General features: G+C 62.3%; 15 protein-coding genes. 8 read left to right on the top strand and 7 right to left on the bottom strand.

What is annotated here, in order from left to right; translation table 11 throughout:
- Positions 1-16: 16 nt before the first annotated feature.
- The 6 genes from HU773_RS21395 to HU773_RS21370 all read right to left on the bottom strand — a co-directional run bounded on the left by HU773_RS21395 (position 17) and on the right by HU773_RS21370 (position 4,142).
- A complete protein-coding gene (locus tag HU773_RS21395; protein ID WP_057960508.1) occupies positions 17-1,360 on the bottom strand; it encodes a sensor histidine kinase in 1,344 nt (447 codons plus the stop codon).
- Between the two features lie 64 nt (positions 1,361-1,424).
- Complete coding sequence (locus tag HU773_RS21390; RefSeq protein WP_057439995.1) at positions 1,425-1,886, bottom strand: LTXXQ domain protein; 462 nt, start codon at positions 1,884-1,886, stop codon at positions 1,425-1,427.
- A 159-nt stretch (positions 1,887-2,045) separates the two neighbouring features.
- Positions 2,046-2,723 carry a response regulator transcription factor gene (locus tag HU773_RS21385; protein WP_057960506.1) on the bottom strand — a complete coding sequence of 226 codons (678 nt, stop codon included), beginning with the start codon at positions 2,721-2,723 and terminating at the stop codon, positions 2,046-2,048.
- Positions 2,724-2,730: 7 nt separating this feature from the next.
- Positions 2,731-3,138, bottom strand: coding sequence for an SH3 domain-containing protein (locus HU773_RS21380; protein ID WP_057439993.1), 408 nt, complete (start codon positions 3,136-3,138; stop codon positions 2,731-2,733).
- 106 nt (positions 3,139-3,244) lie between these two features.
- Positions 3,245-3,544 (bottom strand): YciI family protein, encoded by a 300-nt coding sequence (locus HU773_RS21375; RefSeq protein ID WP_115128815.1) that lies wholly within the window; start codon positions 3,542-3,544, stop codon positions 3,245-3,247.
- A 1-nt stretch (position 3,545) separates the two neighbouring features.
- Positions 3,546-4,142 (bottom strand): septation protein A, encoded by a 597-nt coding sequence (locus tag HU773_RS21370; RefSeq protein WP_057960504.1) that lies wholly within the window; start codon positions 4,140-4,142, stop codon positions 3,546-3,548.
- Between the two features lie 87 nt (positions 4,143-4,229).
- Here HU773_RS21370 and HU773_RS21365 point away from each other — a divergent pair, with 87 nt between their 5' ends.
- From HU773_RS21365 to arfB, 8 genes are all read left to right on the top strand, one after another.
- Entirely contained in the window at positions 4,230-5,093 is an 864-nt protein-coding gene (locus tag HU773_RS21365; protein WP_057960503.1) for a PHP domain-containing protein, read from the top strand.
- Positions 5,094-5,106: 13 nt separating this feature from the next.
- Positions 5,107-5,736 (top strand): L-threonylcarbamoyladenylate synthase, encoded by a 630-nt coding sequence (locus tag HU773_RS21360; protein ID WP_057439989.1) that lies wholly within the window; start codon positions 5,107-5,109, stop codon positions 5,734-5,736.
- Positions 5,737-6,555, top strand: a complete 819-nt coding sequence (locus HU773_RS21355) for a segregation and condensation protein A (protein ID WP_057960502.1) — start codon at positions 5,737-5,739, stop codon at positions 6,553-6,555.
- Between the two features lie 12 nt (positions 6,556-6,567).
- Positions 6,568-7,488, top strand: coding sequence for an SMC-Scp complex subunit ScpB (gene scpB / locus HU773_RS21350; RefSeq protein ID WP_120733994.1), 921 nt, complete (start codon positions 6,568-6,570; stop codon positions 7,486-7,488).
- Positions 7,489-7,618: 130 nt separating this feature from the next.
- Positions 7,619-7,810, top strand: a complete 192-nt coding sequence (locus tag HU773_RS21345) for a DUF1289 domain-containing protein (protein ID WP_057439987.1) — start codon at positions 7,619-7,621, stop codon at positions 7,808-7,810.
- 143 nt (positions 7,811-7,953) lie between these two features.
- Complete coding sequence (gene rluB, locus HU773_RS21340; RefSeq protein WP_057960500.1) at positions 7,954-9,192, top strand: 23S rRNA pseudouridine(2605) synthase RluB; 1,239 nt, start codon at positions 7,954-7,956, stop codon at positions 9,190-9,192.
- Between the two features lie 627 nt (positions 9,193-9,819).
- Positions 9,820-11,241: an amino acid permease gene (locus tag HU773_RS21335; protein ID WP_057439985.1), complete on the top strand. Its 1,422-nt coding sequence runs from the start codon at positions 9,820-9,822 to the stop codon at positions 11,239-11,241.
- A gap of 57 nt (positions 11,242-11,298) precedes the next feature.
- Complete coding sequence (gene arfB / locus HU773_RS21330; RefSeq protein WP_057439984.1) at positions 11,299-11,712, top strand: alternative ribosome rescue aminoacyl-tRNA hydrolase ArfB; 414 nt, start codon at positions 11,299-11,301, stop codon at positions 11,710-11,712.
- Here the strand turns inward: arfB and HU773_RS21325 are convergent.
- Entirely contained in the window at positions 11,709-12,908 is a 1,200-nt protein-coding gene (locus HU773_RS21325) for an MFS transporter (protein ID WP_057960499.1), read from the bottom strand. The genes arfB and HU773_RS21325 overlap by 4 nt on opposite strands.
- Between the last annotated feature and the right edge of the window lie 169 nt (positions 12,909-13,077).

Here is a 13,077-nt window from a genome sequence, read left to right as displayed (position 1 = left end):
CCATCATAGAAGATCTTCAGGGGTGTGCTGCAATCCCCGGCTGCAAGGGCAAGTCCAGGGTGGCGATAAATCCGCCCTCCGGGTGATTGGCCAGGCTCAAGCTGCCGCCATGACGTTCGGCGGCCCGACGGGCGATGGCCAGGCCCAGCCCATGACCTTGGGCGGTTTGCCCGGGGGCGCGGTAAAACGGCTCGCCCAGTTTTTGCAGGTGTTCGGCCTCCACGCCCGGGCCGTGGTCGCGCACGCTGATCACAATGCGTTCGCCTTGGCGCAGGGCCTGGACTTCAATCGGCTGGGTGGGTGGGTTGAAGCGCTGGGCATTACGCAACAGGTTGTCCAGCGCCCGCTCGATCATATGGGGCCAGCCCTTGAGTTGCAGCGCCGGCTCGGCTTGCAGTTGCACCAGCTGCTCCGGGGCGCCGAGCTGGGCGTCCTTTTGCAGGGTCTTGAGCAGGGCGTTGAGGTCGATGTCTTCGGCGCTGGCGTTGTCGGCGTCGACCCGCGCCAGCACCAGGATCTCGCTGATCAAGGCTTCCAGGCGATCACATTCCAGGGTCAGGCGCGGCCAGAGCTTCTCCCGGGCTTCGGGCGTGGCCCGTTCCGCCAGGGCCAGGGCGATCCGCAGGCGCGCCAGGGGCGAGCGCAGTTCGTGGGACACATCGCGCAGCAATTGCCGCTGGCTGCCGATCAGGCTTTGCAGGCGAGCGCCCATGCGGTTGAAGTCGGTGGCCAGTACGCCAAATTCATCACGTCGGTCGGCCAGGCGCGCCAGGCTGTTTTGCTGGTACGTGGTCTGGCCCAGGTCATGCACTGCACCGCGCAGACGGCTGAGGGGGCGAGTGATGGACAGGGTCACCAGCAGGCTGAACAGGGTCAGCACCACCAACGCAATCGCCAGGGCACTCAAGGGCCAGAGCAGGCTGCTGCGGTGCCAGGCATCCAGCTCCGGCAGGGCGATGCGGTAGATCAGCAGGTAGGTATCGCCGGTTTTTTCACTGGTGTACTCGGCCGTCAGGCGGCGCCACGGTAGCCGGCCCTCATGGCTCTCATGCTGGCGGGCTTCGAAGGCGGCGGCGCGGCGCGGGAAGGTGCCACGCACCACCGGGTCGCCGCTCTCGTTGAGCACCTGCACATCGACGTGGTACTGGCGTTTGCGCTGTTGCAACAAATCCTGGGCGGCGTCCTCGCCCTGGGTTTCATAACGCTGGGTCCATTCTTCGGCCAGGTTGTTGAGGCCGGGATGGCGGCTGAGAATCCAGGCGTCCTGGTTGAGCATATGCCCAAGCAGGACCGACAGCCCGGCAACCAGGGCGATAGCCAGCCAGAAACTGGCAAGGATGCGCCAGAAGAGTGAACGCACAGGAAACCCTCAAACAGGAAAAGCCCAGCGGCACGGGCCACTGGGCTGGGAGGTTGCTAACGCATTATTGCGCTTTTTGCGGTTGTTGCGCTTTCCAGGCCTGGAACTGCTGCCACTCGGCTTGACGCTCGGCGCGCTTCTTCGCCATTTCGTCGAACTTCTTCTGCTGGTCAGGCTTGAGCAGGGCGCGGATATCCGCCTGGGTTTTCTGCTTGGCGGCCGCCATTTCGTCCTTCATGGCCTTCTGGTCAGCGGCCGGGAGTTTGTCCAGGTACTTCTTGACCAGTTGTTGGCGGCCTTCCCGTTGTTCGCCCATCAGTTTGCCGATCTGCTGGCGCTGCTCGCGGGTCAGGTCCAGTTGGCTGAACGGGCCGCCTTTGCCGCGCATGCCGTGTTCACCGCCGTGGCCCGGGCCACCCATCATGTGGCCTTCAGGGCCGCCCATCGGGCCATGGCCTTCTGGCATGGCCATGGCGACGGTCGGCAGGGCTGCGGCGAACATCAGAGCGATAAGGGTCTTGCGCATGGTGTTTCTCCTTGTCTCGGTTCCGGTGAGTCCGGATGTGAGTAGATTACGAAGATCAAGGTCAGCGGCGGTCAGGGAAGGGTAAAGCTTGGGTAAAGACGGATTGGGTGGGGGCTTACAAACCTGTAGGCGCCGGGTTGCCGGCTCCTGCTGGGGATGTCAGAGGCTGTAGTAGTAGCCACGGCTGCGCAATGCAACGATCCGCGGGCGGCCGTCGGCATGCGGGCCGATTTTCTTGCGCAGGTTGCTGACGTGCATGTCCAGGCTGCGGTCATACAAGGTCAGCTTGCGCCCCAGGGCGATCTGCGCCAGCTCCTGCTTGTCCAGGGGCTCGCCCGGCTGGCGCAGCAAGGCTTCCAGCAGGCGGCTTTCGGACAGGGTGAGGGTCAGCTCCTGATGGTCGATGATCACCACACCACGCACCGGGCTGAAGCACAGGTCGCCCAGTTCCAGCTGGGTCGACACCGCCGTCGGGTGGCTGCGGCGCAGTACCGCCCGCAGGCGGGCGGTCAGTTCGCGGGGGTCGCAGGGCTTGGCCAGGTAGTCATCGGCACCCAGTTCCAGGCCGAGGATCCGGTCCAGGGGCTCGCCCCGGGCCGAGAGCATCAGTACCGGCAGCTCCGGGTGGTCGGCGCGCAATTGCTTGAGCAACTCCAGGCCGCTGCCGTCGGGCAGCATCACATCCAGCACCACCGCCGCCGGCGCGGCTTCGGCCAGGGCTTTGCGCGCGCTCACGCCGTCATGGCAAGCGCGCACCTGGAAACCTTCCTGGCTCAACCAACTGGTCAGCAGCTCACAAAGCTCCTGGTCATCATCTATCAGTAACAGCTCGCTCATGACTCACTCAATTTAGCCATTGTCGACGGCGCCGATGCCCGCCACTGGCGAAGATACCGCACAGCAGGGCGACCAGCGCAACTCCCGCACCAATCACAAACCATTGCTGCTGGTCGGTGAGCCAGCGTGGCAGGGCGCCACCTTGTGCTTCCTTGAGTTGCTGGGCCAGGCGCTGATTGTCCTGGCGCAGCCGGCTCAGTTGCGCACTCTCGCGGGCAGCATCGGCAGTCTGCAATTGTTTGCTCAGCTCTTCGCGCAGGCGTTCGCTTTCTTTCAAGCGTTGCTGCAACTCGGTGATCTGGCTGCCGGCACTCAAGGACAGGGGCGTGGAACTGCCGGTGTTCGAGGTTTCTTCAGCCTGGGCCGTAGCCCCGATCGTTAACACTGCCAACAGACACAACTGACGTAAGCGCATCGGAACTCCTGATTCCACACGAATATTCAGAACGTTGTCGGCAGGTTACCGAGAATAATGAGCGATTAGGCGTTTGCCGAGCCCAATAGGTTCAGCACCACCTGGATCAGGGCAGGACTTGTTTGAACGGTTTGACCACGACATCGGCATAGGCGCCGGCCGCCACATACGGATCGGCCTTGGCCCAGGCCTGGGCATCGGCCAGGGAGGCGAACTCGGCGATGATCAGGCTGCCGGTGAAGCCAGCGTCCCCCGGATCATTGCTGTCGACCGCCGGGTGCGGGCCGGCGATCACCAAGCGCCCCTCGGCCTGCAGCGCCTTGAGGCGGTCCACGTGGGCCGGGCGAACGGACAGGCGTTTTTCCAGGGAGTTGGCGACGTCGGTGGCGATGATGGCGTAGAGCATGTCAGTCCTCGGTTTTTGGCGTGGTGGGGTCGGTGTCATGCAGATGGCGCGACAGGTAGATACCCTGGGCAACCAGGAACACCACGGTCATGCCCAGGCTGCCGAACACCTTGAAGTCGACCCAGTAGCTCTGGAAGGTAAAGGCCACGAACAGGTTGGCCGCGCCACAGAACAGGAAAAACCCGATCCAGGCGATATTCAGGCGGGTCCAGATCGGCTCCGGCAGGCTCAGGGCGTGGCCCATGATCCGCTTGATCAGCAGGCGATCACCAATGAAGTGGCTACCGATAAAGGCCAGGGCAAACAGCCAGTTGACCACCGGGGCTTTCCATTTCAGGAAGGTCTCGCTGTGGAAGGCCAGGGTCAGGCCGCCAAAGACCAGGCAGGCGATCAGGGTCAGCCACTGGCTTTTTTCCAGCTTGCGCTGGGAGATGAAGATCGCGCCGTAGACCACCAGGGAGCTGATGATCAGCACCGCCGTGGCGCTGTAGATGCCGCCGAACGACAGCTCATGGCCGCCGATATCAAGGACCCGTGGATCGGTTTTGAAAACGATGAAGAACAGCAACAGCGGGATGAAGTCGATGAATTGTTTCACAGTAAGAGCCAGAAGCTGGATGTGGCGGCATAATAACAAACATCCTTGGTAGCGAAAGCGCCAGCTGACTTGAGGTTACACACTTCCGTGAATGTTGATTTGCACTGCCACAGCACGGCCTCCGACGGCGCCCTGGCGCCCGCGGTACTGGTTGCGCGTGCGTTTGAAAAAGGCGTGCGAGTCCTGTCGCTGACTGACCACGACACCCTCGAAGGCCTGGAAGAGGCGCGTAGTGCCGCCACGGCCCTGGGGATGCATCTGGTCAATGGCGTCGAATTGTCCTGCACCTGGGGCGGCGCGACCATTCATGTCCTGGGCTACGGTTTTGACGTCACGGCCCCGCCATTGGTGGCGGCCATTGCCAATTTGCACGATGGCCGCTGGCTGCGGTCCGAAGAAATAAGCCGCAAACTGGCGCTCAAGGGAATGCCCAACGCGCTGGAGGGCGCCCGAGCGATCCAGCAGGAGCTGGGCGACAGCGGCAACGCGCCGGCCCGTCCGCATTTTGCCGACTGGATGGTGCGTGAAGGGTTCGTCAAGGACCGCGCCGAAGCGTTCCGCAAATGGCTGGGCGCCGGCAAGCTGGGGGACGTCAAGCTGCACTGGCCGACTCTGGAGGACACGGTTGCCACGTTGCGTGCTTCCGGGGCCTGGGTCAGCCTGGCGCACCCCTGGCATTACGATTTTACCCGCAGCAAGCGTCGCAAGCTGATAGGCGACTATATTCAAGCGGGTGGCCACGCCATCGAAGTGGTCAATGGGCATCAACCCGCCGAACAGGTTGGCAGCCTGGCGATTCTTGCCCGTGAATTTGGTCTGCTGGTCAGTGCCGGCAGTGATTTCCATGGCCCAGGCGGCTGGTCGGAGATCGGCGAATATCGCCCGGTCCCGGAAGACTTGCCGCTCCTGTGGGGGCGATTCAAGCATGACCCCATTACCGCCACCGTCTGAACAGGTAGAGAACGTGAGTCAATTTTTCCAGATTCACCCGGAAAACCCGCAAGCGCGGCTGATCAAGCAGGCCGTGGAGATCATTCGAGGCGGCGGCGTGGTGATCTACCCCACGGATTCCTCCTACGCCATCGGTTGCCAGATCGGCGACAAGAACGCCGTGGAGCGCGTAAGACGCCTGCGCGAACTGGACAAGAATCACAACTTTGCGCTGATTTGCAGCGACCTGTCGCAATTGGGCCTGTTCGCCAAAGTCGATACCGGCACTTTCCGCCTGCTCAAGGCCCATACGCCGGGGCCGTACACCTTTATTCTGAATGCCACCCGCGAGGTGCCGCGTCTGTTGCTGCACCCGAAAAAGCGCACCATCGGCCTGCGGGTGCCGGAGCACCCCATTGCCCTGGCGCTGCTGGCTGAGCTGGGTGAGCCGCTGATGAGCGTGTCGTTGATCATGCCCGGCGACACTGAGCCGCTGGAAGATCCCTATGAAATGCGCCAACTCCTGGAAAAGCACGTAGACCTGATCATCGACGGCGGGTATGGCGGCAACAAGGCGTCCACCGTGATCAACCTGGCGGACGGCGAGCCGGAGGTGATCCGTGTGGGTTGTGGCGACCCGGCACCGTTCCTGGTCGAGGCCTGAATGTCGGCCGTGGAAACCGTCGACAGCCAGGCCGGCGCCCAGCAGGAGCTGCCATTTGCCATGGTCTACGGCCAGGCGGTCATGGAAATGCCCCTGGACCTGTATATCCCGCCGGATGCCCTGGAAGTGTTCCTTGAGGCCTTCGAGGGTCCGCTGGACTTGCTGCTTTACCTGATCCGCAAGCAGAACATCAATATCCTCGATATCCCTGTGGCGGAAATTACCCGCCAGTACATGGGCTATGTCGAGTTGATGCAATCGGTGCGCCTGGAGCTGGCCGCCGAGTACCTGGTGATGGCGGCGATGCTGGCGGAGATCAAGTCGCGCATGCTGCTGCCGCGTTCCGAGACAATCGAAGCCGAAGAGGACGATCCCCGCGCCGAGCTGATCCGCCGCCTGCAGGAATACGAGCGCTTCAAGGCTGCCGCCGAAGGCATTGATGGCTTGAGCCGCGTGGGCCGTGACGTGGTGGTGCCCAAGCTCGATGCCCCGGAAGCCCGGGCGCGCAAATTATTGCCGGATGTGAGCCTGGAAGAACTGTTGATGTCCATGGCCGAGGTGCTGCGCCGTGGCGATATGTTTGAAAGCCACCAGGTCAGCCGCGAAGCCTTGTCCACCCGCGAGCGTATGAGCGATGTGCTGGAGCGCCTCAAGGGCGGCGGCTTTGTGCCGTTTGTCGAGCTGTTTACCGCCGAAGAAGGGCGCCTGGGCGTGGTGGTGACCTTTATGGCGATCCTCGAGCTGGTCAAGGAATCCTTGGTCGAGCTGGTGCAGAATGAGCCTTTTGCGGCTATCCACGTGCGGGCGCGAGCCGAATAACGAGCTGAATTGATGAATCTGACTGAACCTCGCGAACTGGCACCGCTGTTGGAAGCCTTCCTCTTGGCCTCGGGCAAGCCGCAATCGCTGGAACGCCTGTTTGAACTGTTTGAAGAGGCCGAGCGCCCGGAACCGCCGGTGTTCAAGAAGGCCCTGGAAATCCTGCGCAAATCCTGTGACGGCCGCGCTTTTGAACTGCGCGAAGTGGCCTCGGGCTATCGCTTGCAGATCCGTGAGAAGTTTTCGCCGTGGGTGGGGCGCCTGTGGGAAGAGCGCCCGCAACGGTATTCCCGGGCGATGCTGGAAACCATGGCGCTGATTGCCTATCGCCAGCCCATCACCCGTGGCGAGATCGAAGACGTGCGCGGCGTGGCGGTGAACAGCCATATCGTCAAGACGCTGCTGGAGCGCGAGTGGATCCGTATCGTCGGCTACCGCGACGTACCCGGCAAACCCGCGATGTTCGCCACCACCAAGGTGTTTCTCGATCACTTCAACCTGAAGAACCTCGACGACCTGCCGCCCTTGGCCGAGCTGCGCGAGATCGAGGCCGAACCGGTGCTCGATTTCGACGATGCCCCGGTGCCGCCCGGCTTGCAGGAGCTGGCTGATGCCAGCGCCGAGCCGGAAGAGCCGAAGGACGAGACCAGTTTCCACACCTTGCTGCTGGAGCTGGACGATATGGAGCAGGGGATCAAGACCGACTTTGATGACTTGCTGCGTGATGGGGCGGTGGCGCCTGAGTCTGAGCCTGAGCTTGAGGTAAACGTGGAAGCGGCTCCCGAGGAGGATATCCTCGGCGTGGCCGCGGCCCGCGAAAAACTGCTGGCCGCCGTCGCCGCCCTGGAACAACCCGAGTTGAGCGAAGAAGAAGCCGAAGCCCGGGCACTGGCCGAAGCCATCGAAAACGAACGCCGCGAATTCGAAGACTGACCTAGAAGCAAATGTGGGAGCGGGCTTGCTCGCGATTGCGGAGTGTCAGCCACTGGATATATGACTGATCTACCGCAATCGCGAGCAAGCCCGCCCCCACATTGGATCTTCTGCACCAGGGAGAATGTATATGAGCTCCACCAAAGACCCCTGCATCAGCCTCTGCAAGTTCAGCGACGATATCTGCGTCGGCTGTGGGCGCAGCAAGCGTGAGATCCGGGCCTGGAAGAAGCTCGACAAGGTCGACAAGCGCGCGGTGCTGGCCGAAGCCGAGCTGCGGCTGATCGCCCTGGGTGCCACCGGTCGGCGGAAAAGCAAATGAGCCGGCCCATATCGACTAGTCTCTGATGCGCAATGCGCGCCATGAGCGTATGATTCGCGACCCTTCGGCGATGCGTTCGCCCAAGACAACAGTTTCAATACCTTCAGGCCACGCCTGAATCGACACACCGGGAGGTGCTTAAGATGAAAGACCAAGACCAGAACGACAGCCAGGAAATCGGCCCAGCCGGCGAGAAACTGCAAAAAGTCCTCGCCCGCATCGGCGTCGGCTCGCGCCGCGACGTAGAAGCCTGGATCACCCAGAAGCGCATCAAGGTCAATGGCGTCGAAGCCACCCTGGGCCAGCGCGTCGACCTGCATGATGCGATCACCATTGATGGCAAGGTCATCAAGCGTGAAGAGGCCGCCGAATCGGTGCGCCGCGTGATCATGTACAACAAGCCCGACGGCGAGATCTGCACCCGTGACGACCCGGAAGGCCGTCCAACCGTGTTCGACAAGATGCCCAAGCCTAAAGAAGGCCGTTGGATCAACATCGGCCGCCTGGACATCAACACCACCGGCTTGCTGATGTTCACCACCGACGGTGAACTGGCCAACCGCCTGATGCACCCGTCCTACGAGATGGACCGTGAGTACGCGGTACGTGTACGGGGTGAAGTCGATGACGAGATGATCGAACGCCTCAAGGCTGGCGTGGTGCTGGAAGACGGCCCGGCCAAGTTCACCGACATCAAGCAGGCCCCCGGTGGCGAAGGTTTCAACCACTGGTACCACTGCGTGGTGATGGAAGGGCGTAACCGTGAAGTACGTCGCCTGTGGGAATCCCAGGGCCTGGTGGTCAGCCGCCTGAAGCGCGTGCGTTTCGGCCCGGTGTTCCTCAACTCGGACCTGCCGATGGGTCGCTGGCGCGAAATGAGCCAGTACGAAGTCGACATCCTCAGTGCTGAAGTGGGCCTGACCCCTGTGGCCATGCCGCAGATGAATGCCAAGAGCAAAGACAAGCTGGAGCGCATGCAGCGTAAATCGTCGCGCCCGGTGGCACGTACCGAACGCGTTGCGCGCACCTTGCGCCCGGCGCTGGATGCTCCGGCCACAGGCGGTCGTATTTCCCGTCAGCCGCAGATCGAGGGCGATCGTCGTCCATCGGCTCCAGCCCGTCAGGATGGCGAGCGTGCACCGCGTACCCCGCGGCCTGCCGGTCGTGGCGAAGCACCAACGGGCGGTCGCAGCAACCGTGGCGATACCGGCCGTGGTGCTCCGCAGACTGATCGCCCAGCCGAAGGTGCCAAGCGTCCAGCCAAGCCCGCGCCGAAAAAGCGCCCAGGGCTCAAACTGGTCGCGGACGAGCCGTCGGGCAAGCGCCGTGGCGCACCGGCAGGTTCCGGCCAGCGTCCGGGGTTTGGGCGTAAGAAGCCTTAAGAGCAGCAGCAAGCTTTAAGCTGTAAGAAAAAGCGTCAACCTGCGGGTTGGCGTTTTTTTTTGCACGCTGTGTGGCGAGCGGGCTTGCCCGCGTCGGGCTGCGCAGCAGCCCCACACTCTGCTGTCTCGGTCTGCCTGGTTGACTGGGTTGTTCTTTCAAGGGACTGCTGCGCAGTCCAACGGGCAAGCCCGCTCGCCACGGGGAGTCGGTGGTGTGTCAGGAATGGCTTCCGCTATGTAACGATTATTTTACGATTGGGCTGAGCCTACGCAGGGCGTGCTCTTGATGAACTTTCTGTGTAAAGAAAATCTTCCATTTGACGAACAATCTCTCCCGCAACCCTCCCTAGCGGATCGAGCGGTGTACAATGCGCCGCGTTTTACTGTGACCCCCCCTTGCGTACCCACGCAAAAGGCCTTCAAGGCTAGCTGCCTTGTTAACTCCGCCCGGCCATAAGCCGGACGGGTTCGATTTCGTCACAGATAAAAACAAACAGGTGACGCATGACCGTTAGAAAGACGCTGGACTCCTGGTGCTTGCGCTGGGGTTTGATCGGCGCTGCTTGAGTCGGTTTCAAAGCAGCATCGTGTATTGAACATCATCAAACCTTGCGTGAGACCCTTTTCATGAGTGGACCCAACTCGCATTCAGGCGAACTGAAGCGCGGCCTGAAAAATCGTCATATTCAATTGATCGCCCTTGGTGGCGCGATCGGTACCGGCCTGTTCCTGGGCTCGGCGGGGGTGCTGAAGTCAGCCGGCCCGTCGATGATCCTCGGCTATGCCATCTGCGGTTTCATTGCCTTTATGATCATGCGCCAGTTGGGCGAAATGATCGTCGAAGAGCCAGTGGCCGGTTCCTTCAGCCATTTTGCCCACAAGTACTGGGGCGGTTTCGCAGGCTTCTTGTCGGGCTGGAACTGCTGGATCCTCTATATCCTGGTGGGTATGTCGGAGCTGACGGCGGTCGGCAAGTATGTGCATTACTGGTGGCCGGAGATTCCGACCTGGGTCTCGGCGGCGGCCTTTTTCGTGCTGATCAATGTGATCAACCTGGCCAACGTCAAAGTGTTTGGCGAAGCCGAGTTCTGGTTTGCGATTATCAAGGTGGTGGCGATTATCGGCATGATCGCCCTGGGCAGCTACCTGCTGGTCAGCGGCACCGGCGGGCCCCAGGCGTCGGTGACCAACCTGTGGGAACACGGCGGGTTCTTCCCCCATGGTGTCGGCGGCCTGGTGATGGCCATGGCAATCATCATGTTCTCCTTTGGCGGCCTGGAAATGCTCGGTTTTACCGCCGCTGAAGCGGACCAGCCACGCACCGTGATCCCCAAGGCGATCAATCAGGTGATCTACCGCATCCTGATTTTCTACATTGGCGCCCTGGTAGTGCTGCTGTCGCTGACGCCGTGGGACAGCCTGCTGGTGACCCTGAATGCTTCCGGCGATGCCTATAGCGGCAGCCCGTTCGTGCAGGTGTTCTCGATGCTGGGCAGCAACACCGCCGCGCATATCCTCAACTTCGTGGTGCTGACGGCGGCGCTGTCGGTGTACAACAGCGGCACCTACTGCAACAGCCGCATGCTGCTGGGCATGGCCGAGCAAGGCGACGCCCCGGCGGCGTTGGCGAAGATCGACAAGCGCGGTGTACCGGTGCGTTCGATCCTGGCCTCGGCGGCCGTCACCCTGGTGGCGGTGTTGATGAACTACTGGATCCCGCAGCATGCCCTGGAACTGCTGATGTCCCTGGTGGTGGCCACGTTGGTGATCAACTGGGCGATGATCAGCTTCTCGCACTTCAAGTTCCGCCAGCACATGAACCGCACCGGTCAGGTGCCACTGTTCAAGGCGCTGTGGTACCCCTATGGCAACTACGTGTGCCTGGCGTTTGTGGTGTTTATCCTGGGGGTCATGTTGTTGATTCCGGGGATTCAGGTCTCGGTGTATGCGATTCCTGTCTGGCTGGCCTTTATGTGGGTGTGCTATGTGCTCAAGAACAAGCGCAAGGCTCAGGCTGACGTGAGTGCTGTATCCTCGCTGAACCCCTAGCCCACCGCGTAGGGGCCGGCAACCCGGCCTCTACCCTCGCTCACGGACCCGCTTTCGATGTTGGTGATCTCCAGTAACGTGCACCTGCCCGATGCCGAAATCGAGTTGACGGCCATCCGCGCCCAGGGCGCTGGCGGGCAGAACGTCAACAAGGTCTCCAGCGCCGTGCATTTGCGCTTCGATATCGGCGCTTCGTCGCTGCCGCCGTTCTACAAGGAACGCTTGCTGGCACTGCGTGACAGTCGGATTACCAGCGACGGCGTATTGATCCTCAAGGCCCAGCAATACCGGACCCAGGAACAGAACCGCGCCGATGCCCTGGAGCGCCTGGTGGAGTTGATCCTCAGCGCGACCAAGGTCGAGAAAAAACGCCGCCCGACCAAGCCCACCCTGGGCTCGAAAAAGCGTCGCCTGGAATCCAAGACCAAGCGCGGCAGCATCAAGGCCGGGCGCGGCAAGGTGGATTTCTAGCCGGCGTTACGTTCGTCGCGGTATTTGGGGGCCTGGCGATACAGATATAGGCTCAGCAGCAGCCCGGCGAAGGCCGCCAGCGCGGCAAACAAAAAGATCGAGGCAAAGCCGAAACCCGCCGCAATCGCCCCGGCCAGCGGCCCGGTGATACCCAATGACAAGTCGATAAACAACGAATAGGCCCCCACCGCGGCGCCACGGCTGGAGGCGGGTACCAGGTTGACCGCTTCAACCCCCAGCGCCGGGAACACCAGGGAAAACCCGAAACCGCTCAAGGCCGCGCCCGCCAGGGCCAGCTCGGCGCTCGGGGCCAGCCACAACAGCAGCAGGCCGAGGGTTTCTACCGACAGGCAGGCAATCGCCACGCGAAACCCGCCGATCCGGTTGATCAGGTTGCCGAACAGCAACCGCGCCCCGATAAAGCTGGCGCCGAACAGGCTCAGGCACAGCACTGCGTTATCCCAGTTGCGGGTCGCGTAATACAGGGTGATAAACGTGGCGATGGTGCCAAAACCGATGGAACCCAGGGCCAGCCCGCAGCCGTGGGGCAGCACGCGGCCGAGCACATGCATAAAGGGCAGGCGCTCGCCGACCACAATGGGCGCCGCGACTTTCGGCCAGGCCAGCAACAGGCCCAGCACCGCCAGGGCAATAATGCTGGCACCCATGCTCCACAGCCCGAACCGACTGACCAGCAGCACCCCCAGCGGGGCGCCAATCGCCAGGGCGCCATAGCTGGCAATGCCGTTCCAGGAGATGACCTTGGCGGTATTCACCGCGCCGACCCGGCCGATGCCCCAGCCAATGGAGCCCGAACCCACCAGGCTTTCGGCACTGCCCAGCACCAGCCGGCCAATCAACAGGCTGGCCAGGCTCAGGGCCGGCAGGTGGGTCAGGGCGGCGGATGCCAGCATGAACACCCCGCTCAAGCCGCAACCGGCCAGGCCGTACATCACCGCGCGCTTGCTGCCGCGGTTGTCGATGATGCGCCCGGCGTAGGGCCGGCTCAGCAGGGTGGCCAGGTACTGCACGCTGATCACCAGGCCCGCGATCACGGCGCCAAAGCCCAGGTCGCTGTGGACATAGCCCGGCAATACGGCCAGGGGGATGCCGATATTCAGGTAGCCGATAAAGGTGAACAGCACGATGGAAACGACTTGCAGCGTGACCGCCATGGGGCGCTGGGTATCTGGCATGGGAAAGATCCACTGTCGCGGCAGGAAAAGATAGGTTGCTTATGATACCGGTGCTTTACGCTGCCAGAAAATCATTCACCACGGCAACTGTGGCAAAGGGGCTTACTGTAACCAGAGGGCTTGTGGTGGCTAGGGGGCTTGCTGTGGCGAGGGGGCTTGCCCCCGTTGG

The sequence above is a fragment of the Pseudomonas shahriarae genome (genome assembly GCF_014268455.2).
Taxonomy (GTDB): domain Bacteria; phylum Pseudomonadota; class Gammaproteobacteria; order Pseudomonadales; family Pseudomonadaceae; genus Aquipseudomonas; species Aquipseudomonas shahriarae.
The sequence above is the reverse complement of the archived record's forward strand: the minus strand, read 5'-3'. Positions and strand labels throughout refer to the sequence as shown.